General features: G+C 63.9%; 21 protein-coding genes. All 21 read left to right on the forward strand.

The genetic code is table 11. From position 1 onward, the window contains the following. Nucleotides 1-42 precede the first annotated feature (42 nt). The 21 genes from AC0L3S_RS30135 to AC0L3S_RS30235 all read left to right on the forward strand — a co-directional run bounded on the left by AC0L3S_RS30135 (nucleotide 43) and on the right by AC0L3S_RS30235 (nucleotide 19,899). On the forward strand, nucleotides 43-486 hold the full coding sequence (locus AC0L3S_RS30135) for a flagellar basal body-associated FliL family protein (protein WP_473263669.1): 444 nt from the start codon (nucleotides 43-45) through the stop codon (nucleotides 484-486). Further along, nucleotides 483-1,223: a flagellar type III secretion system pore protein FliP gene (gene fliP, locus AC0L3S_RS30140; protein WP_473263668.1), complete on the forward strand. Its 741-nt coding sequence runs from the start codon at nucleotides 483-485 to the stop codon at nucleotides 1,221-1,223. Before AC0L3S_RS30135 ends, fliP begins: the two co-directional genes overlap by 4 nt. Nucleotides 1,224-1,487: 264 nt before the next feature. Next, complete coding sequence (locus AC0L3S_RS30145) at nucleotides 1,488-2,396, forward strand: flagellin N-terminal helical domain-containing protein (RefSeq protein ID WP_473263667.1); 909 nt, start codon at nucleotides 1,488-1,490, stop codon at nucleotides 2,394-2,396. Between the two features lie 270 nt (nucleotides 2,397-2,666). Next, complete coding sequence (locus AC0L3S_RS30150; RefSeq protein WP_473263666.1) at nucleotides 2,667-3,578, forward strand: flagellin N-terminal helical domain-containing protein; 912 nt, start codon at nucleotides 2,667-2,669, stop codon at nucleotides 3,576-3,578. 304 nt (nucleotides 3,579-3,882) lie between these two features. Further along, on the forward strand, nucleotides 3,883-5,514 hold the full coding sequence (gene fliF / locus AC0L3S_RS30155; protein WP_473263665.1) for a flagellar basal-body MS-ring/collar protein FliF: 1,632 nt from the start codon (nucleotides 3,883-3,885) through the stop codon (nucleotides 5,512-5,514). After that, nucleotides 5,511-6,218, forward strand: coding sequence for a hypothetical protein (locus AC0L3S_RS30160; RefSeq protein WP_473283249.1), 708 nt, complete (start codon nucleotides 5,511-5,513; stop codon nucleotides 6,216-6,218). Before fliF ends, AC0L3S_RS30160 begins: the two co-directional genes overlap by 4 nt. Nucleotides 6,219-6,224: 6 nt before the next feature. Then, a complete protein-coding gene (locus tag AC0L3S_RS30165; protein ID WP_473283251.1) occupies nucleotides 6,225-7,574 on the forward strand; it encodes a MotB family protein in 1,350 nt (449 codons plus the stop codon). After that, on the forward strand, nucleotides 7,571-8,752 hold the full coding sequence (locus AC0L3S_RS30170; protein ID WP_473283254.1) for a chemotaxis protein: 1,182 nt from the start codon (nucleotides 7,571-7,573) through the stop codon (nucleotides 8,750-8,752). Before AC0L3S_RS30165 ends, AC0L3S_RS30170 begins: the two co-directional genes overlap by 4 nt. Then, nucleotides 8,749-10,113: a flagellar hook-length control protein FliK gene (fliK, locus tag AC0L3S_RS30175; RefSeq protein WP_473283256.1), complete on the forward strand. Its 1,365-nt coding sequence runs from the start codon at nucleotides 8,749-8,751 to the stop codon at nucleotides 10,111-10,113. The genes AC0L3S_RS30170 and fliK overlap by 4 nt, the downstream gene beginning before the upstream one ends. Beyond that, nucleotides 10,064-10,645, forward strand: a complete 582-nt coding sequence (locus tag AC0L3S_RS30180) for a transglycosylase SLT domain-containing protein (RefSeq protein WP_473263658.1) — start codon at nucleotides 10,064-10,066, stop codon at nucleotides 10,643-10,645. Before fliK ends, AC0L3S_RS30180 begins: the two co-directional genes overlap by 50 nt. 95 nt (nucleotides 10,646-10,740) lie before the next feature. Continuing rightward, nucleotides 10,741-11,994, forward strand: coding sequence for a flagellar hook protein FlgE (locus tag AC0L3S_RS30185; RefSeq protein ID WP_473263657.1), 1,254 nt, complete (start codon nucleotides 10,741-10,743; stop codon nucleotides 11,992-11,994). A gap of 34 nt (nucleotides 11,995-12,028) precedes the next feature. Next, nucleotides 12,029-13,507: a flagellar hook-associated protein FlgK gene (gene flgK / locus AC0L3S_RS30190; protein WP_473263656.1), complete on the forward strand. Its 1,479-nt coding sequence runs from the start codon at nucleotides 12,029-12,031 to the stop codon at nucleotides 13,505-13,507. 3 nt (nucleotides 13,508-13,510) lie between these two features. Next, on the forward strand, nucleotides 13,511-14,557 hold the full coding sequence (locus AC0L3S_RS30195; RefSeq protein ID WP_473263655.1) for a flagellar hook-associated family protein: 1,047 nt from the start codon (nucleotides 13,511-13,513) through the stop codon (nucleotides 14,555-14,557). A gap of 67 nt (nucleotides 14,558-14,624) precedes the next feature. After that, complete coding sequence (gene flaF, locus AC0L3S_RS30200; RefSeq protein ID WP_473263654.1) at nucleotides 14,625-14,969, forward strand: flagellar biosynthesis regulator FlaF; 345 nt, start codon at nucleotides 14,625-14,627, stop codon at nucleotides 14,967-14,969. Continuing rightward, complete coding sequence (flbT, locus tag AC0L3S_RS30205; RefSeq protein ID WP_007613934.1) at nucleotides 14,969-15,379, forward strand: flagellar biosynthesis repressor FlbT; 411 nt, start codon at nucleotides 14,969-14,971, stop codon at nucleotides 15,377-15,379. Before flaF ends, flbT begins: the two co-directional genes overlap by 1 nt. 14 nt (nucleotides 15,380-15,393) lie before the next feature. Beyond that, entirely contained in the window at nucleotides 15,394-15,807 is a 414-nt protein-coding gene (gene flgD, locus AC0L3S_RS30210; RefSeq protein WP_063995069.1) for a flagellar hook assembly protein FlgD, read from the forward strand. Continuing rightward, a complete protein-coding gene (fliQ, locus tag AC0L3S_RS30215) occupies nucleotides 15,804-16,070 on the forward strand; it encodes a flagellar biosynthesis protein FliQ (protein WP_018453982.1) in 267 nt (88 codons plus the stop codon). The genes flgD and fliQ overlap by 4 nt, the downstream gene beginning before the upstream one ends. A gap of 93 nt (nucleotides 16,071-16,163) precedes the next feature. Continuing rightward, the gene (gene flhA / locus AC0L3S_RS30220; protein ID WP_007595850.1) at nucleotides 16,164-18,245 is read left to right on the forward strand and encodes a flagellar biosynthesis protein FlhA; all 2,082 of its coding nucleotides are present in this window, start codon (nucleotides 16,164-16,166) and stop codon (nucleotides 18,243-18,245) included. Then, on the forward strand, nucleotides 18,242-18,994 hold the full coding sequence (gene fliR, locus AC0L3S_RS30225; RefSeq protein WP_456768230.1) for a flagellar biosynthesis protein FliR: 753 nt from the start codon (nucleotides 18,242-18,244) through the stop codon (nucleotides 18,992-18,994). The genes flhA and fliR overlap by 4 nt, the downstream gene beginning before the upstream one ends. Before the next feature lie 6 nt (nucleotides 18,995-19,000). Further along, nucleotides 19,001-19,420, forward strand: a complete 420-nt coding sequence (locus AC0L3S_RS30230) for a hypothetical protein (protein WP_473263653.1) — start codon at nucleotides 19,001-19,003, stop codon at nucleotides 19,418-19,420. Then, on the forward strand, nucleotides 19,417-19,899 hold the full coding sequence (locus AC0L3S_RS30235; protein ID WP_473283258.1) for a rod-binding protein: 483 nt from the start codon (nucleotides 19,417-19,419) through the stop codon (nucleotides 19,897-19,899). The genes AC0L3S_RS30230 and AC0L3S_RS30235 overlap by 4 nt, the downstream gene beginning before the upstream one ends. The last annotated feature ends 15 nt before the right edge of the window (nucleotides 19,900-19,914 follow it).

The raw sequence follows: 19,914 nt of genomic DNA on the forward strand, positions 1-19,914 counted from the left end.
GATGCGCGACCGTCGGGCCGCGTCACGAGGGCAGGGTACGTCATGCGCCTGATTGCGGCCATCGTGGTGCTGACCCTGATCGCGATCGGCGCGGGCGCGCTTGCAGGCCTGCATCTGTTTGCGGCCGCCGAGCGCGTTGCCGATGCGAAGAAAACCGCCACGCCGCCACCTCTTGCCTCAAGCTACGCCGGCAGCGCGCGGCTCAGGAAGCTGTCCCCGATCGTGACCAATCTCGGCGCGCCGGCCAACAATTGGGCCCGCATCGAAGCCTCCATGGTGACCGAGAGCATGAGCGACGAGGATGCCGGCATCCTGGCGGCCCATATCAGCGAGGACATCGTCACCTATCTGCGGTCGGCGACGGTGGCGCAGTTCGAGGGATCGCGCGGGCTTCAGCATCTGCGCGACGACCTGACCGAACGCGCCAATATCCGCTCCGCGGGCAAGATCCGCGAATTGATCATTGAGACGTTGGTGATTCAGTGAAACTGAGAGTCCTGCTGCTTGCGTTGCTCCTGGTCGTGCTGCCTGAAGTGGCACTGGCCCAGATTCCGGACCTCAATTCGCTGCTGCCGCCGGGCAACGGCTCGACCAGCGGCCGCATCATCCAGTTGATGGCGGTGATCACGGTGCTGTCGGTGGCGCCGGGGCTGCTCATCATGGTGACGAGCTTCACGCGATTTGCGGTGGCGCTGTCGTTCCTGCGCGCCGGTCTCGGCCTCCAGACCACGCCGGCCAATCTGGTGCTGGTCAGCCTCGCGCTGTTCATGACCTTCTACGTGATGGCGCCGACGTTCGACCGCGCCTGGGAAACCGGCATCCAGCCGCTGATGAAGAACGAAATCTCGGAGGAAGAGGCCTATCTGAAGATCACTGATCCGTTCCGCGAATTCATGCTGGCCCATGTTCGTGACAAGGATCTGCAGACCTTCGAATCGCTGGCCGCGGAGAGCTTCCGCAGGAAGTTCGACGACAAGCGCGTCGACATGCGCGTCATCATTCCGGCCTTCATGATTTCGGAGCTCAGGCGTTCGTTCGAGATCGGATTTCTCATCATCCTGCCGTTCCTCGTCATCGACATGATCGTGGCGACGCTGACCATGTCGATGGGCATGATGATGATGCCGCCAACGATCCTCGCACTTCCATTCAAGATGCTGTTCTTCGTGCTGATCGACGGCTGGAATCTTCTCGCCTCCGGACTGGTGCGGTCGTTCTCGTAACGGCAACGAGCGCCAGAGGGAGCGTTATGGTTAGCGAGAAGTACCGGACTATAGTTAGCAATAGGTACCGTTAACCATCTGATTTTACATCGTAATTCAATCCGATCTTAATCTGCGCGCAAGATTCGGCGTGCTAGCAATGCGTCACGGCGGGTTGGACCACACCCACATCAGTCCAAAGGCATGATGCCGCCCCTCCGTACCGGTGAAAGCCCGGTATGTCCCCTCGTGAAAATGTAACGCGTACATAAAGGGACATTCGCAATGTCAAGCCTGCTTACGAACTCGACCGCCATGACCGCACTCCAGACCTTGCGGTCTGTGAGCTCGCAGCTCTCTACCACGCAGACCCGCATCTCCACCGGCCAGCGCGTCTCGACCGCGTCGGACAACGCTGCCTACTGGTCGATCGCGACCTCGATGCGCGCCGACAACGCCGCGCTCTCTGCGGTCTCCGACTCGCTCGGTCTGTCGGCCGCGACCGTCGACACCGAATATACCGCTCTGACCACGGTCATCGGCGACAAGGACTCCGGCTTGACCAAGCTCCAGTCCCTGCTGGTCGAAGCCAAGACCGCCGGTATCGACCGCAGCAAGATCCAGGCCGACGTCACCCAGATCCAGCAGCAGATGAAGGCGACAGCCAATGCGGCGACCTTCAACGGCATCAACTGGCTGAGCACGACCGCCACGACGCCGACGACCTTCAGCCTCGTGTCGTCGTACTCGCGTGTCGGCGGTACGCCCACCATCGGCTCCATCAGCGTGACCACCGCCAACTACTCGCTCTACACCTCGGCTCAAGGCGGCATTCTGGACACGGCCGGCTCGACCGCTCCGTCGATCGACACGATGAGCATCTCCGCGCTCACCGACTCGGCGGCTGACCAGACCACGCTCGATGGCTACATCGCGCAGGTCACCGCTGGCATCAACTCGGTGGCCTCGGCCGCCGCCAATCTCGGTGCTGTCAAGAACCGGCTCTCGACCAACACGGACTTCGTGAAGTCGCTGATGGACTCCGTGGATCGCGGTATCGGCCAGCTCGTCGACGCCGACATGAACCAGGAGTCCACCCGCCTGTCGGCCCTCCAGGTCCAGCAGCAGCTCGGCGTGCAGGCGCTCTCGATCGCCAATAACAGCAGCCAGAGCATCCTGTCGCTGTTCCGCTAACCTCCGAACCATCCGGGAAGAGGGCCGCGCTTCTTGCGAAGCGCGGCCCTCTTGTTTTGGCGTGACGTCGCGCGCCGCAATTTCGGCCGCCTTGTTGCGGCAAAGACACAGAGCCACAAGCCTCGCACAAGCTTCACGGGCTATCGTCGCCGTTACGACAGGTTGGGCCTTGACGCTTTTGCGCAGCCCAAAGGCATGACGCCGCCCTGCCGTACCGGTGCAAGTCCGGTATGTCCCCAAATTTAATTCAATCTCCAAAGGGACATCAAAATGGGTTCTAGCCTCCTCACCAACTCGTCTGCAATGACCGCGCTGCAGACCCTTCGCAACGTCAGCTCGCAGCTCGCGACGACGCAGAACCGGATATCGACCGGCATGCGCGTCTCCACGGCCTCGGACAACGCTGCCTATTGGTCGATCGCGACGTCGATGCGCTCCGACAACGCCGCGCTCTCCGCGGTCTCCGACTCGCTCGGTCTGTCGGCTGCGACCGTCGACACCGAATATACCGCGCTGACCTCGGTCATCGGCGACAAGGACTCCGGCCTGACCAAGCTCCAGGCGCTGCTGGTCGAAGCCAAGACCGCCGGTATCGACCGCACCAAGATCCAGGCTGACATCACCCAGATCCAGCAGGACATGAAGCTCAAGGCCAACTCTGCGACCTTCAACGGCATCAACTGGCTGAGCACGACCGCCACCACGCCGACGACCTTCAACCTGGTGTCGTCGTACTCACGTGTCGGCGGTACGCCCACCATCGGCTCCATCACCGTGACCACCGCCAACTACTCGCTCTACACCTCGGCGCAGGGCGGCATTCTGGACACGGCCGGTTCGACCTCTCCGTCGATCGACACGATGAGCATCTCCGCGCTGACCGACTCGGCAGTTGACCAGACCACGCTCGATGGTTACATCGCGCAGGTCACCACTGGCATCAACTCGGTGGCCTCGGCCGCCGCCAATCTCGGTGCCGTCAAGAACCGCCTCGCGACCAACACTGAGTTCGTCAAGACCCTGATGGACTCCGTGGACCGCGGTGTCGGCCAGCTCGTCGACGCCGACATGAACGCGGAATCGACCCGCCTTCAGGCGCTCCAGACCCAGCAGCAGCTCGGCGTTCAGGCGCTCTCGATCGCCAACCAGAACAGCCAGAGCATCCTGTCGCTGTTCCGCTAAGTCGCGGCTTCGAAAACGACCGTGCTCCCCAGGGGGCACGGTCTCCGCCATGAACGGCGGATCTGACGGCACACGACGTGCCCCCATCGATCTCCTGACGCCACATCCCAGGCAACATGCCGTCGCCGATCGCACCGCAACGCGACCGGCCGTCCGCCTGTTGCCGATGCGCGCGATTGCGTCACTCAGTCTCTTGTAAAATTGCAACGCCTCGCCGGCGAACCGACACATTCGTGGTCTCGCACAACCTTCAGACAAGGTTGGCAGCAGAGTGTCCTCTACGTTCGCATTGGTACGAGGTCACATGCTGCTCAGTCGTGCGCAGGTACAGCAACTGCTCAACAATCTGCTCGAGCTTGGGCCGCGACGCCTGATGGCCTTGGGATTGATCGGTTTCGCCGTTCTCGTCACCGTCGTGGGCGGCGCCTATTATCTGAGCCGGCCTGAATTCGAAACGCTCTATACCGGCCTTTCCCGCGAAGACGTGACGCGCATGGGTGCAGCGCTGCGCGAGCAAAACATCACCTTCGACGTCAACACTGCCGGCGACGCAGTCTCGGTGCGTCCGAGCCAGACCATGCAGGCGCGGATGCTGCTCGCCGAGAAGGGGCTGCCGACCAGCGCCAATTCCGGCTACGAGCTGTTCGACAAGATTGGCTCGCTCGGTTTGACCTCGTTCATGCAGGAGGTCACCAAGCTCCGGGCGCTGGAAGGCGAGATCGCGCGCACGGTGCAGTTGATGAAGGGCGTGAAGGCGGCGCGGGTGCATATCGTGATGCCGGTGCGCGGGTCGTTCCGCGCGACGCAGCAGCCGCCTTCGGCATCGGTCGTACTGCGCACCGACGGCGCGATCGAAGCACGCACGGCGCAGTCGATCCGTCATCTCGTCGCGGCGGCCATTCCGGGCATGAGCCGCGACAAGGTCACGGTGCTGGACGCCGACGGTTCGATGCTGCTTGCGGAAGAGGACGAGGCTACTGCCGCTCCGACTAAAATGGCGAGCCTGCAGAAGACGGTCGGCGGAATGGTTCAGGAAAACATCCGCAAGGCGCTGACGCCGTATCTGGGCCTCGACAATTTCGAAGTGAGCGTTGCATCGCAGCTCTCCACCGACAAGCGGCAGATCAACGAAACCGTCTACGATCCCGAAAGCCGCGCCGAGCGCTCGGTCCGGAACGTCCGCGAGAACGAGAAGTCACAGAACGCAGACCGTTCGCAGCCGACCACGGTGCAGCAGAATCTTCCCGACCAGCAGGTGAACGCCGGCGGCACCAAGAACTCCAGCGAGGACAAGACCCGCCGCGAGGACGTCACCAATTTCGAGGTCTCGTCCAAGACCACGACGACGGTGAGCGACGGCTATTCGGTGAAGAAGCTGTTCATTGCCGTGCTGGTGAACCGCGGGCGGCTCATTGCCGACCTGGGCGACAAGAGCAACCAGGCCATCCTCGACAGCAAGCTCGCCGAGATCAGCCAACTCGCGGCCACGGCCGGCGGGCTGGACAAGGCGCGCGGCGACCAGATCCAGGTGACGGCCGTCGATTTCATCGAAGGCTCGCGCGAACTGGCACCGGTGCCGCCGATCAGCTTCGTCGAGATGATCAACAAGCAGCTCGGCAGCGTCATCAACGCAGTCACGATCCTGGCCGTAGCTTCGATGCTGGTGTGGTTCGGACTTCGTCCCGCGGTCAACGGCATTCTGACCCACCGCGCGGCGCAGGAGCAGACCGAGGCGGCGGAAGCTGCCCAGCTCGAGTCGGCCGCCGGCGCCCTTGCATTGGCGGACAGCGAGGAGGCCGAGCTCAACCTGGTCGAAGACCTCGAAGGCAAGATGCAGCGAACGCCGCAGAAGCGCTTGGAGCAGATCGTCCGTCTCGATCAGATGCAGGCGGCAGCAATCCTTAAAGACTGGATGCGACGCGAGGAGGCGGCATGAACGCGGCAATCGGAAAGCTCCTGACGCAGTTCGACGCGAACGGGCGGGTCAAATCGCCTCCGCCTCCACCGCCGCCCAAAATCCAGGATGTGCTGACGAGGCCCAAGGAAGCCCGGCGCGAGCCGCAGCCGCAGCCTCAGACCCATTCGCAACCGCAGTCGCAGCCGCAGCTTCAGTCGCCGCCTCCGGCGCCGAAGGCGGAACCCCCGGCGGCCAATCTCCTGGACGACGCTTTTCGGCGCGGCCATGCGGCCGGCGTCGCGGAGGGCGAGTCCAGGATCGCCGAAGAAAGAGTTCGCAGTGCGATCCGGCTCGGCGAAGAGCGGGCCAAGTGGTCCGACCAGCAGGCGGTGGCGGTCGTCAGCGGCTTCGAGACGGCTTGCCGCGAAATCGAAACCAACATCGCGAGCTCCGTTGCGCGGATATTGCTGCCGTTCCTCGCCGATGCGGTCCGCGACAAGGCGATCGGGTCGCTGGTCGAGCAGATTGCGGCGCTGACCGGCAATTCGCCGGTGCCGGTATTCAAGGTCACCGGCCCGAGCGAACTGCTCGACCTGGTGAAGACGCAGCTCGGGACGGCGCGGCGAACGGGTTTCGAGTATGAGGCCGCCGATACTTTTGAGGTTCGCGTCGTGGCCGACCAGACGGTGATAGAGACGCAGATCTCGGCCTGGAGCGAGCGCCTGAAAGAGGCGCGCCGGTAGTCCGTCATGAATGAGGTCAAGTCAGAACTCGTCATCATCCGCCGGCGCAGCGCCTTCGACGACGAGAAGCCGCACGGCGGCGTCTGGAAGATCGCCTATGCGGACTTCATGACCGCGATGATGGCGTTCTTCCTGGTGATGTGGCTGATCAATGCGCTCAACCAGGATCAGAAGCAGGTGGTCGCGAGCTATTTCAATCCGATCAAGCTCGCGGAAAACGCACCTGCCCCGAAGGGTCTCAAGGATCTCTCCAAGAAAGAGCCGTCGTCGTTCGACGGCCAGGACGGCAGGCGCCAGCCGGGAGGACCGAGCGAGGAACGTCGCGGTGACTCTCCCACGGCCGAGAAGCCGCCCTTCTACGAGGAGAAGGTCCTGTTCCGTGATCCCTATACGACGCTTGCCGAGATCGCCAGCAGCGCGAACCAGGCCTCGGGGCAGCGGCGCGCCGGCGCTCTGACGTCCGCCGAGGAGGATGGCCTCAAGGGAGGCGACGCTTACCGCGACCCGTTCGATCCAGGCTATTGGAAGCTTGCGCCGCAGGCAGCCAAAGATGCCGATCGCATCATCGAGGCCGAGCCCAAGCCCAAGCCAGAGCTCGAGCCTAAGCCGAATTCACTCGCGCGTGACACTGCGTCCGGCACGGGCCAGGTCGAGCCGCAGGCACGCCGACCCAGGCAGGACGATGCCGGCGGAAGTGTCGCTCCGAACGCCGATGCGTCGTCCGCAAGCCTGTCGCCTCTGCTGCCGCCGGGGTCCGCGGCGTCGCAGGCCTCACGCGAAGGGAGCGCGCAGCCGGGCGCCCAGGCTGGTAATCAAGCCAATGCCGCCACCCAGCCGCGTCCCAACGACACGACGAAGGAATCCGAGCCGCGCGACGCGGCTCAGGCCCAGCAACTAGCGGTCAAGCAGCTTCAATCGGCGATCGCGGATGCGCTGTCGGACGTCAAGGCCGGCGCGGGACCGGTGGCCGAGGTGCGTCAGGTCGAGGAAGGCCTGCTGATCAGCCTGACCGACGATGCGAATTTCGGCATGTTCGCGGTCGGCTCGGCTGAGCCGCGGCCCGAGCTCATCCGTGTGATCGACAAGATCGGCCCGCTGCTGACAAAGCGTCCCGGCCTGATCATCGTCCGCGGCCACACCGACAACCGGCCGTACCGTTCGGAGACCTACGACAACTGGCGGCTGTCGACGGCCCGTGCGCAGATGGCCTATTACATGCTGGTCCGCTCCGGCGTCGATGGGCAGCGGATCGAGCATGTCGAGGGTTACGCCGACCGGCGGCCGAAACTTCAAAACGATCCCGCGGCCGCGCAGAATCGTCGGATCGAGATCATGGTCCGGGAGAAGCGTCCTTGACCAGGCCTCTTCTCCGCGCCGCGCTGCTGATGCTGCTGCCGTTCACGGCGGCAGGTGCATTCGCCGAACCGGCACCGGCGTCGGTCGAGCCATATGAGCTCGTTCGGGCGTTGCAGGCCGTGCAAGACGGCATCGCCAATGGCGATACCGCAGCACACGGTAGCCACGGCGCATTGATCCGGCAGATCGGCGAAAAATTTCTTGCCGCCGATCCGGGCGTGTGGAGCAACCCGCAGAACGGCCAGGCCGCTGTCATCTACCTGCTCAGCGGCGGCGCGCCGCAAATCATCCGCAAGCTGCCGCGCGACAAGCTGAACGTCGATGGACGGCTGTTCGATGGCGCGCTTGCCTATGTCGAGGGTCGTCAGGACGAAGCGCGCGAGCTGCTCAAGGACGTCAAGCCGCGGACGATTCCGTCGGGCCTGGGCGGGCAGGTCGCGCTGGTCCAGGGCGCGCTGTTCGCACGCGCCGAGGCATCGCTTGCAATCGAGCGCCTGGATGACGCGCGCCTGCTCTTGCCGGGCACATTGGTGGAGGAGGCAGCGCTGCGGCGCGAGATCCTGTTGGTCGGGCAAGCCGAGGATTTCGACAAGTTCGAGTTCCTGGCGCTGGCTTATATCAGGCACTACCACAACTCGGTCTATGCCGGGGACTTCTGGCAGCGTTTTTCCACGGGCCTGACGCAGTCGACCCTCGCGCTCGACGAGCGCCGGTTTGCGCGGATCACCACCCTGCTGGAGCAGATCGACCGCGCGAGCCGCCTCAAGCTCTATCTCGTGATTGCGCGGACCGCGATGGTGCGGGGAGGGCTGGCCGTGACCCGGCTTGCCGGCGAGCGTGCCCTGACTCTCAGCGCCGACGCCTCGGCGGAGCGCGAGCGGGCGCATTTGTTCCGCGGCGTGGCGCGGGCGCTCGCCGACGAATATGACGGCGGTCTCGCCGAGTTGAAGGTGCTCGACCGGTCGAAGCTGCCCGAGCGCGACATTCCCTTTCTGAATGCAACGGTGCAGCTCGCACTCGACGTTCGCAAGCCGTTCGCCGGCGGATCCGCCGCCGCAGCCGACAAGCCTCCGGTCACGCCGGCGCGTCTCGATCTGGCGTCGTCGACTGCAACGCTTGCGCGCGCGCAGAGGCAGCTCGGCGAGCTCGAACTTCTCACCAGGGATCGCCGTCCATGACGAAGCTCAGTGGAACCTCCGGACAGGTCTTTTCGAGTCTCGCCGAAAGCCTCAACATGCGGGGCACATCGCGCTCCGGCAAGAGCGCCGGGACGAAAGCGCAGGCGGACTCGTCCTTCAACGATCTGCTGCACACCGTCTCGAATCTTGCGAAGCGCGCGCTCAACGACGAGGGCAGCGACACGGCCGTGAAAGCCGGAACGCTGCGGACGCGCCCGGCGCATCAGAGCGGGAAGGACAACGCGAGCGACGAGACGGTGCACCAACGTATCGCGGCGGTCGAAGAGCGCAGATCCAGCGAAGAGACCACCGAAAAACCTTCCGACAAAAAGACCGACAAGTCGTCCGGGAAACATGGACCCCTCGATCATACCGAGCAGGCCGACGTCCAGAGCCGATCGAGCATCGCCGGGATCATCGGGCAGGAGATCGTCGCCGGGCCGCCGGTCGTGATGCCGCAGATGCAAGCCCCGGCCGGCGACAAGAAGGATGCGTCCGGGCGCGACGAGCGGTCTTCCACGACGAAGCGCGACGTTCAGGCCATTGGCACGGCGAAGGCGACGACAGCCGAGCCCCCATCTCTCGTGGCTCCGACCGGCGCGCATTCGCAGGCCGCGGATTCGCACGCGGCGACCAGCGCCCGGGCGACATCGACGGACGGCAGTGAGCCATCGCCGAAAGCAACGGCGCCCGGCTTTGAGACCGTCGCGGCCAATGTCGAGCGTGCCGCCAAGGCTTCGGCGCGGGACCCATTGCCCGAGACGACTAAGGTCACCGTGGTCCAGCAAGAAACCCATCTGCCGCCGGCGCAATTCAATGCGCCGCAACAAGTTGCCAACGCCGTCGTCGTCGAGCTGAAGGAATCTCCGGCACCGGCGGCGTCCGCGGCCCCGGATCTTGCAGCGTCCCAAGTCAATGCGCCGGATCAGCCGCTCAAGATCCTGACCATCAATCTCGAGCCGCCCGCGCTCGGCAATGTCACCGTGCGCCTTCGTCTCGTCGGCAACGAGGTGTCCGTCCACCTCGCCGCCGAGCGCAAGGACACGAGCCAGATGCTGGATCAGCAGCGCGATTCGATCCGCGATCTGATGCAGTCGGCGGGCTACGTCGCCGACGTCGCGCCCGTCCAGCACGGCTCGCTGGATGGATTCCAGAGCGGCTCCGGTCAGTCGCAGCCGCAGCTCTCGAGCCAGCAACAGCCATCGCCGCAGTCGCAAGGCACGTTCGACGGTACGAGCAATTCGTCGGGACAAGCGGACGGCGGCGCGAAGCAGGCCCGACAGGAGCGCCGGTCCAACGAGGAGACGCGTCATGACCAGGACGTGGCGCCGCAGCTTCGTCGCGGCCCTGTTTATCTGTAACGCCGGCGTCGCGACCGCTGCGACCGACAATTCGCGCCCGTGCGAGCGCGAGATGGCGCGTGCGTCCCGGCAGCACGGAATTCCGCTCGGCATTCTCTACGCGGTCGGCCTGACCGAGACGGGGCGGCGCGGCGCACTTCATCCTTACGCGCTCGGCGCCGAAGGACAGACCGTGTTCGCCAAGGACATGAACGACGCGATCGCCAACTTCGAGGCCATGCGAGCCAAGGGGATCAAGCTGATCGACCTCGGCTGCATGCAGATCAATCATTACTATCACGGCGACAAGTTCGCCTCGGTCCGGGCGATGTTCGATCCCGCAGGGAATGTCGACTACGCCGCGCGCTTCCTGAAGGAGCTGAAGCAGCGCGAGGGCAGTTGGACCATGGCAGTCGCCCGCTACAATGCAGGCCCCAACAACCAGCCGGCACAGAAGCGCTACGTCTGCCACATCGTTGCGCATCTCGTCTCCAGCGGCTTCGGCGCGTGGACCGACAAGGCGCGCTCGTTCTGTCAGCCCAAGACGACCTAAGGAGCCGACATCAAATTGTGTATCGCTCCCAATCATCAGCCCCGCGCAAGCAACAGCCTCCATTGTAACCGCAACCTACCAAAGGAGCCCAATTCATGAGCCTGTATGGTGTTATGCGCACCGGCGTTTCCGGGATGAGCGCGCAGTCCAACAAGCTGTCGACGGTTTCGGACAACATCGCGAACGTCAACACCACCGGCTACAAGCGGGCTTCGACCGAGTTTTCCTCGCTGATCCTGAAGAGCGGCTCGGGCAATTACGATTCCGGCGCGGTCGAGACCACGGTGCGCTACGCGATCAGCGATGCCGGCAATTACCAATTTACGACCTCGGCGACGGATCTCGCGGTCCAGGGCAACGGCTTCTTCGTCGTGCAGGATCCGAACGGCAACAACTTCCTGACGCGCGCCGGTGCGTTCGTGCCAGACAACACGGGCAACCTCGTCAACGCCGCCGGCTTCCAGCTGATGGGCTACAACATCCAGAACGGCGCCGTGCCCAACACTTCCGCCAACGGTTTCGGCAACCTGCAGGTCATCAACGTCAATCAGATGGCGCTGCAGGCGTCACCCTCGACCAAGGCCACCGTGGCCGCCAACCTGGATCCGAGTGCGGCAATCGTTGCTGCACCGGCCGCTGCGGCGGGCCCGGGTAACTACACGTCGAAGACGTCGATGGTGACCTACGACAACATCGGCAACGCCGTGACGCTCGACGTCTATGCGGCCAAGACCGGCGCGAATACGTGGGACGTCGAGGTCTACGATCCCGCGGGCAACGTGCTTACAGTGCACGGCGCTGCCACGACGTTCAAGTTCGACGTAAGCTCGACCGGAAAAGGCAAGCTCGATCTGGTCGGCCCGCCGCCGAGCGCGACATCGCTTACGGTGGCGATCCCCGGTGGTTCGGCTGCCTTCAACATCGACCTTTCGGCCATGACCCAGGTCGCCTCCAGTTTCGACTTCAAGGCGACCGTCGACGGCAACGCGCCCTCCGCTGTCGAGAAGGTCAACATCGACGACAAGGGTGTGGTCACCGCCGTCCTGAAGAACGGCACCACGCTGCCGAGCTTCCAGATCGCGCTCGCCACCGTTCCGAGTCCCGACCGTCTGACGCCCGAAGTCGGCAACGTCTACTCGCCGAACCTGGATTCTGGAAACGTGCAGGTCGATGTGTCTGGCAAGAGCGGGCTCGGCACCATCCAGTCGGGTGCTCTGGAAGATTCCAACGTCGATCTCGCGGACGAGTTGACCTCGATGATTGAGGCGCAGCGCGGCTTCACCGCGAACTCGAAATCGTTCCAGACCGGCGCCGATCTGCTGGACGTGGTCGTTAACCTGAAGCGCTGATTTCTTCAGCGCCCGTCCCCGGCAAGAGCAGATCATGAACCTTACCGCCGCTCTCGAATCCGCCCGCTCCTCGTTGATGGCGTCGGGCATCCAGTCGTCGGTCATCTCGCGCAACATCGCCGGTGCCAGCTCCACCGGCTATTCGCGCAAGATTGCCGTCCTGGACAATCTCCCGGGAACCGGCGTCTACGTGGCGGCGATCCAGCGCGCCGCCAGCTCGGGTCTTTACACCAACGTGCTGACCGCAACCTCGACGTCGGCCAAGCAGAGCGCGATCCTTGACGGTCTCCAGAAGATCGCATCTGCCACGGTGGACGATCCGGAACTCGACCAGTCGCCGACGGCGCAGCTCAATGCGCTGAAGAAGGCGCTCCAGCAATATGCCAACGCGCCGGACAACACCACGCTGGCGCAGGCGGCGGTCACGTCTGCCAAGGACATGGCGACCGCGCTCAACCAGGCGACCCAGACCGTGCAGTCGGTCCGGGAGGGCGCAGATGCTGACATGAATACGTCGGTTCAAAACATCAATCGGCTGCTCTCCCAGTTCCAGACCGTGAACACCGCGATCGTGAAGGGGACGATCTCCGGCGACGACATCACCGACTACCTCGACCAGCGCGACAGCATCGTCTCGCAGCTGTCGCAGGAGCTCGGCGTGACGATGTCGACCCGTCCCAACGGAGACGCGGCGCTCTATACCGATAGCGGCGTCGTGCTGTTCGACAAGACGGCGCGAACGGTGAGCTTTGCGCCGACGAACGCCTATACGGCCGGCACCACCGGCAATGCCGTCTATATCGACGGCGTTCCGGTGACCGGCGCCAATTCAGCGATGTCGCTCAAGTCCGGCAAGCTTGCTGGCCTGGCGCAGCTGCGCGACAATGATACGGTTACTTACCAGAGCCAGCTCGACGAAATCGCGCGCGGCCTGGTCGATGCCTTCAAGGAAAGTGACCAGTCGCCTGTTCCGACACTGCCCGACGTCCCCGGTCTCTTCACCTATCCCGGCGCACCGGCGATGCCGGCGAGCGCCACCGTCCTGGTGGGCCTCGCTGGTACGATTTCCGTCGCCGCATCGGTCGATCCCGCCCAAGGCGGCAATCCTAATCTGCTGCGCGATGGCGCGATCAGCGGCAACGCCGCATACCAATACAATACCGCCGGCAACGGCGGTTATTCGGCCCGGCTGCAGCAGCTCATCGGCGCCATGGATGCGTCGCAACCGTTCGATGCGACCACGCAAGGCAAGCCGAACGGCAGCTTGATCGACTTCGCGTCGTCGTCGACGAGCTGGATCGAAAACCAGCGCAAGACCGCCGACTCCAACGTAACCTATCAAAAAACGCTGCTCGACCGCAGCACGGCGGCGCTGTCGAACGTCAGCGGCGTCAACATGGACGACGAGATGTCGTTGATGCTTCAGGTCGAACGCACCTATTCGGCCTCGTCGAAGATCATCTCGACCGTCGACGAAATGTTGCAGAGCCTGCTGGCCGCCGTGGGAAATTAAGTCATGATGAGCGCAAACTACATCTCGACCTTGATGCTGTCTTCGTCCTTGAGGTCCTCGATTACCAACAATCAGGCCGCGCTGGCCAAGGCCTCGAAGGAAGCCACCACTGGCCGTTTCGCCGATGTCGGCCTCGAGCTTGGTGCCACGACGGGAGGCGACGTCACCCTGCGGGCGGATTTGAGCTTCGCCGATCAGCTCGTCGATACCAACGGGCTGGTCTCGGGACGCCTGGACATCACGCAGAGCCGCATCACCCAGCTTGGTTCGACCGCAACGGACTTCCTCAAGGACCTGATCGCGGCGCGCAGCACCGACGGCGGCGGGCGGATCATCCTGCCGCCTGCGTCCTCAAACCTCCAGGATCTGATTGGCGCGCTGAACGTCTCCTATAACGGCTCGTCTCTCTTCTCGGGCATCAACACGCAGAACACGCCGATCACGGCCTACACCGCGGGCTCGGCCAGCAAGAACCAGGTCGACGCCGACTTTCTTGCGACCTTCGGCTTCTCGCAATCATCGCCCAGCGTGAACACCATCACCCCGGCCCAGATGCAGACCTTCCTCGACACCACCTTCGATGCGGAGTTCGCGAGCCCGGCCTGGAACACCAATTGGTCATCGGCTACCGACCAGGTCATGCAAAGCCGGATCTCCACGACCGAGATCGCCGATACCTCCGTCAGCGCCAATCAGACAGGCTTCCGCAAGCTCGCCGAGGCCTACACCATGATGGCAGATCTCGGGAACGCGAACCTGGACCAAGCGACGTTCCAGGTTGTCGTGGACAAGGCCATCGGCCTTGTCGGAAACGCCATCACTGACCTTGCGACCCTCGGCGGCGACATCGGCACGGTCCAGCAGCGGATCACCTCCGCAACCGACAAGCTCAAGACGCAGCAGGATATTCTGAACAATCAGATCGTCGGTATAGAGAAGGTCGATCCGACGGAAGCATCGGTCAGGGTCAACACCTTGCAGACGCAGATCCAGACGGCACTTGCGCTCACCTCGCAGCTCCAGAAGATCAGCCTCATCAACTATCTCTAAGTCCAGCTCCTTCGTAAGGCGCGTAACCCTTGTCTTGTTGTTCGGTCTCCTGCGCAGAGTTGTCCTGATGACGTTTGAAGCCTATGAAGCGGTCGTCGACGAGAGCGGCTATGAAGCGCGGGGCCGCGAGCGGCAGGCGCTCAGCCTCGGCATCGACCGGCTCGAGCGGATCCAGGAGGACCGCTTCAGCCTCGAGGATCTGGTCGAGAGCCTGCTCTATGTGCGGCGGCTGTGGACGATCTTCATCGAGGATCTCGCGCACCCGGAAAACGGGCTTCCGGAGAAGCTGCGCGCCGACATCATCTCGATCGGGCTGTGGGTGGTCAAGGAAGCCGACCGCCTTCGCGAAGAAAAGTCGAATGACGTGATCCAGCTCATCGAAATCAATCGCCTGATCCGAGACGCACTTTGATGAAGATATCCTTGCGTGCGGGCGAACGGGTCTACATCAACGGCGCGGTGCTGCGCGTGGACCGCAAGGTCTCCGTCGAGCTCGTCAATGACGTGATGTTCCTGCTCGAAGGGCAGATCATGCAGGCCTCGGACGCCACCACGGCGCTGCGGCAGCTCTATTTCATCGTCCAGCTCATGCTGATGAATCCGACCGATGTCCGGGATGCTTCGGCTCTCTACGGGCAGCATCACGCAGCTCTGCTCGCGGTGTGCGAGAGCCAGGAGATGCTGGTTGGGCTTGGCGCGGTCGACGACCTGGTCGGGGCGACCCGTTATTTCGAGGCGCTCAAGCGGATCCGGGCATTGTTTCCGGTGGAGCAGGCCATCCTGGCCGGCGCCAAGATCGATTCCCCATTCGAGGCTGCCTGACAGCGGAGAGCGACATGAACGTCACCAGCGCGACCGATAGCACCAGCAAGTCGACCAGCACGACGACGACGACGTCGAGCACGGGCGTCGATTACAACACATTTCTTCAGCTCCTCATCGCGGAGATGAAGAATCAGGATCCGACCAATCCGATGGATACCTCGCAATATATGAGCCAGTTTGCGCAGCTCTCGTCGGTCGAGCAGGCAATGCAGACCAATAACAAGCTCGACGCTCTGCTGTCTTCGCAATCGCTGTCGCAGGCCAATGGGCTGATTGGAAAGACCGTCAGCTTCACGGACTCGACCGGAGCGAGCTTCAGCGGCAAGGTCGCTTCGGTTTCCATCAACAGCGACGGCTCCATCGCAACACTCGAGAACGGCACGAAGGTCGCGATCGGCCCCGGTCTCACGATCAGCCAGTCATGAACGAACGGGATGCTCTCGACATCGTCCAGGCGGCGATCTGGACCATCATCGTCGCCTCCGGGCCTGCCGTCGGTGCCGCTATGCTGGTCGGCACCATCATCGCGCTGATCCAGGCGCTGACCCAGATCCAGGAGGTGACGCTGACCTTCGTTCCGAAGATCATCGTCATTCTCGTGGTCGTCGCCGTCTCTGGCTCCTTCATCGGAGCCCATCTCTCCACCTTCACCGAGATGGTCTATTCGCACATCGAGCGCGGCTTCTGATCCGGGCGGTCCCGGCCGCCTCTGCCCCCCTGCCACCACCCCCGCGTAAGCTTTGCACGGCAGATTACGGGCCGGATCCTCTGCCGGTGACCCATGTCCGATACGTTAGCTGCTAGCCTGCCGACCCCGCGACGATTGGGCGCCGACGCCTTTTTCGCCGGCGGCATCGTGGCCATGCTCACGATCCTGTTCCTGCCCATACCGCCGATCCTGATCGATCTCGGCCTCGCATTCTCGATCGCGCTCTCGGCGTTGATCCTGATGGTCGCGCTCTGGATCCAGCGCCCGCTCGATTTCTCGGCCTTTCCGACCGTGCTCCTGATCGCGACGATCCTGCGGCTTGCGCTCAACGTCGCAACGACCCGCCTGATCCTGTCGCGCGGCGGGGAGGGGGAAAACGCCGCGGGCCATGTCGTCGCCGGCTTCTCGAAGTTCGTCATGGGCGGTGACTTCGTCATCGGCCTGATCATCTTCGCGATTCTGGTCACGGTGAATTTCGTCGTGATCACCAAGGGCGCAACGCGTATCGCCGAAGTCGGCGCCCGTTTCACTCTGGATGCCATCCCCGGCAAGCAGATGGCGATCGACGCGGATCTGTCCGCGGGCCTGATCGACGACAAGGAAGCCCAGCGCCGGCGGCGAGAGCTGGAAGAGGAGAGCGCGTTCTTCGGCGCCATGGACGGCGCCTCGAAATTCGTTCGTGGCGACGCCGTCGCCGGCCTGATCATCACCGCGATCAACATTTTCGGCGGTATCATCATCGGCGTGACGCATCACGGATTGACGCTGGCACGCGCCGCCGACGTCTACACCAAGCTCTCCGTCGGCGACGGCCTGGTAACGCAGATGCCGGCGCTGATCGTGTCGCTGTCGGCGGGCTTGCTCGTCTCGAAGGGCGGCACCCGGGGGTCGGCTGAGCAGGCGGTGTTGCGGCAGCTCGGCGGCTATCCGCGCGCGGTGTCGGCCGCCGCGCTGATGATGTTCGTGCTCGCCCTGATGCCGGGGCTGCCGACGGCGCCCTTCCTGCTGCTCGGCGGCGTCATGGCCTTCGTCGGGTATTCGCTGCCGAGGCGGCAGGCAGCCCTGAAGCAGAAGGAAGATGCGCGCAAGGCCGACGAACGTGCCCAGGTCGATGCCAAGGAATCCGTCAAGGAATCGCTCAAGACCGCGGAGATCGAGCTGGCGCTCGGCGGGCACCTCTCGGTCCATCTGCTGGGCTCGCGCAACGAACTGGCGCACCGCGTGGCCAAGATCCGCAAGAAGTTCGCCAAGCAGTACGGCTTCGTGGTTCCCGAGATCAAGCTCACCGACAATCTGTCGATCGATCCCAAGGGATACCAGATCCGGATCCACGACACCCGTGTCGCCCAGGGCGAGCTCCGGCTCGGCGAAGTGCTGGTGCTGGTCGACAAGGACGGCAAGCCCGACGTGCCCGGCGAAGAGGTGATCGAGCCGGCTTTCGGCATGAAGGCGCTGTGGGTGACGGACGCGTTCACCGACGAGGTCAAGCGTCAGGGCTGCAAGCCGGTCGACAATCTGTCGGTGCTGCTCACGCATCTGAGCGAAGTGATCAGGGCCAACCTCGCCCAGCTCCTGTCCTACAAGGACATGCGCGGCCTGCTCGACAGGCTCGATCCCGAATACAAGCGCCTGGTCGAGGATCTCTGCCCGTCGCAGATATCGTATTCGGGGCTGTTGGCGATCCTGAAGATCCTGCTGGCCGAGCGCGTGTCGATCCGCAACCTCCATCTGATCCTCGAAGCCATCGCCGAGATCGCGCCCCATGTTCGCCGCTCCGAGCAGGTGGCGGAACATGTGCGTACACGTCTTGCCCAGCAGATTTGCGGCGATCTCTCCGACAACGGCGTGCTCAACGTCGTCCGTCTCGGCAACCGTTGGGATCTCGCGTTCCACCAGAGCCTGAAGCGCGACGCCAAGGGCGATGTCGTCGAATTCGACGCCGATCCGCGCCTGATTGAGCAGTTTGCGACCGAAGCCAGCGCCGCGATCCGCAAGTTCACCGAGAACGGCACCAGCGTGGTGCTGGCGGTGACCCCGGAAGCGCGTCCCTACGTCCGGATGATCCTGGAGCGGGTCTTCCCGACACTGCCGATCCTGTCGCATGTCGAAGTCGCGCGCAGCACCGAGATCAGGGCCCTCGGAGCCATATCGTGATCAGCGGCCTCACCGACAGCGTGCTGGTGACGTTCATCGTGTTCTGCCGCATCGGTGCCTGCCTGATGCTGGTGCCCGGCTATTCCAGCGTCAACGTTCCGGCCCAGGTCCGCTTGTTCGTCGCGCTCGTCACGACATTCGCGCTGACGCCGATCCTGATTGCTGTCCTGAAACCTCTCACGGAGAACGCGGCGCCGCTGACCCTCGTGCTGCTGATCTGTTCCGAGCTCGTGGTCGGCAGCGTCATCGGCCTCGGCGGTCGCGTGTTCTTTCTCGCACTCCAGACCATGGCCACTGTAATGGCGAGTGCGATCGGGCTGAGCAACATCCCGGGGACGCCGGTCGGCGACACCGATCCGGCGCCGGCCCTGGTGCCGTTGATCATGACGTCCGTCACCACGCTGTTCTTCATGACCGACCAGCACTGGCAGGTCCTGCGCGGGCTGATGAACTCCTACGACGTCTGGCATCCGGGCGACCGGCTCGGCGGCAGCATGCCGCTCGACCAGCTCGTCGGCCGGCTGTCGGAGGCATTCGTGCTGACGCTGCGGATCGCCAGCCCTTTCATCGTCTATTCGGTCGTCGTCAACCTGGCGGTCGGCCTGATCAACAAGCTGACGCCGGCGATTCCGGTCTATTTCATCTCCGTGCCCTTCGTGCTGTTCGGCGGCTTCCTGCTGCTCTACCTCACCAGCGACGAGCTCCTGACGCAATTCATGCTCGGCGTCTCCTCGTGGCTGGCGGAGTGATCGGTCATGACGTCGCGCGCGGACAAGCTCGGCCGCATGGTCTCGCTCGTGAAGCTCCAGCTTCGGCTGTCCGAGTGGCAGCTCGCGCAGCTGCGGCAGCAGGAGCGCAGCTTGCAGGACGAGCAGGAATGGTTGGTCGGGACTCTCAACGAGGGAAAGCCGCCGGCGGGATCATCGAGCGAATCGATCGCGCGGCGTCTGACCAGAACCAGCGTCGGCGCTCGCACCATTCAGGCCCAGGCCTCGCAGCAGCTCGACCAGGTTCGCGCGGAGAGCCGCCGTGTGAAGCAGTTCGAGCAGGTCGCGAAGGCGGCGCTCGCGGACAAGCTTCGCGACGCCGAGAAGCGATCGCTCGAGGAGATGACGGGAACAAGCCTCACCGTGCGTGAGTGGACGCCACGGCCAGCCAACCGGACCAAGACATGATCGTGACAGCGACACCCGACCTCGTCCTCGACGTCCTCGACGCCGCCGATCCCGCGACGCAGCGCGCGGCCACCGCGAAGCTCGACGCGTTGAAATCATCGGATACGGATTTCGCCGCCACGATGGACGCGGAGGTCGGCAAGGCCAAGGCTGCGGCCGCCGCCGAACAATCCGCGGCGAAGGCTTCGGAACCGCAGTCGGGTGCGGTGAACGGCGCGCCGGTGCAGGTGATCAAGGCGCCGGCATCCGGCGAGGTGTACCGCAAGTTCGAAGCCTTCATCCTCCAGACCTTCGTCGAGACGATGCTGCCCAAGGAGTCGGAGGAGGTCTTTGGAAAAGGCACGGCCGGCGGCGTCTGGAAGTCGATGCTGGCGGAGCAACTTGGTGCTCAGCTGGCAAAGGGCAAGGGCATCGGCATTGCCAAGCAGCTCGCTGCCGCGCATCCGCCGGGGCCGGACACTATGGGCAAGGCCGGATGACGTTCCGGGAATGGA

It is taken from the genome of Bradyrhizobium sp. Ken01, from assembly GCF_055807355.1.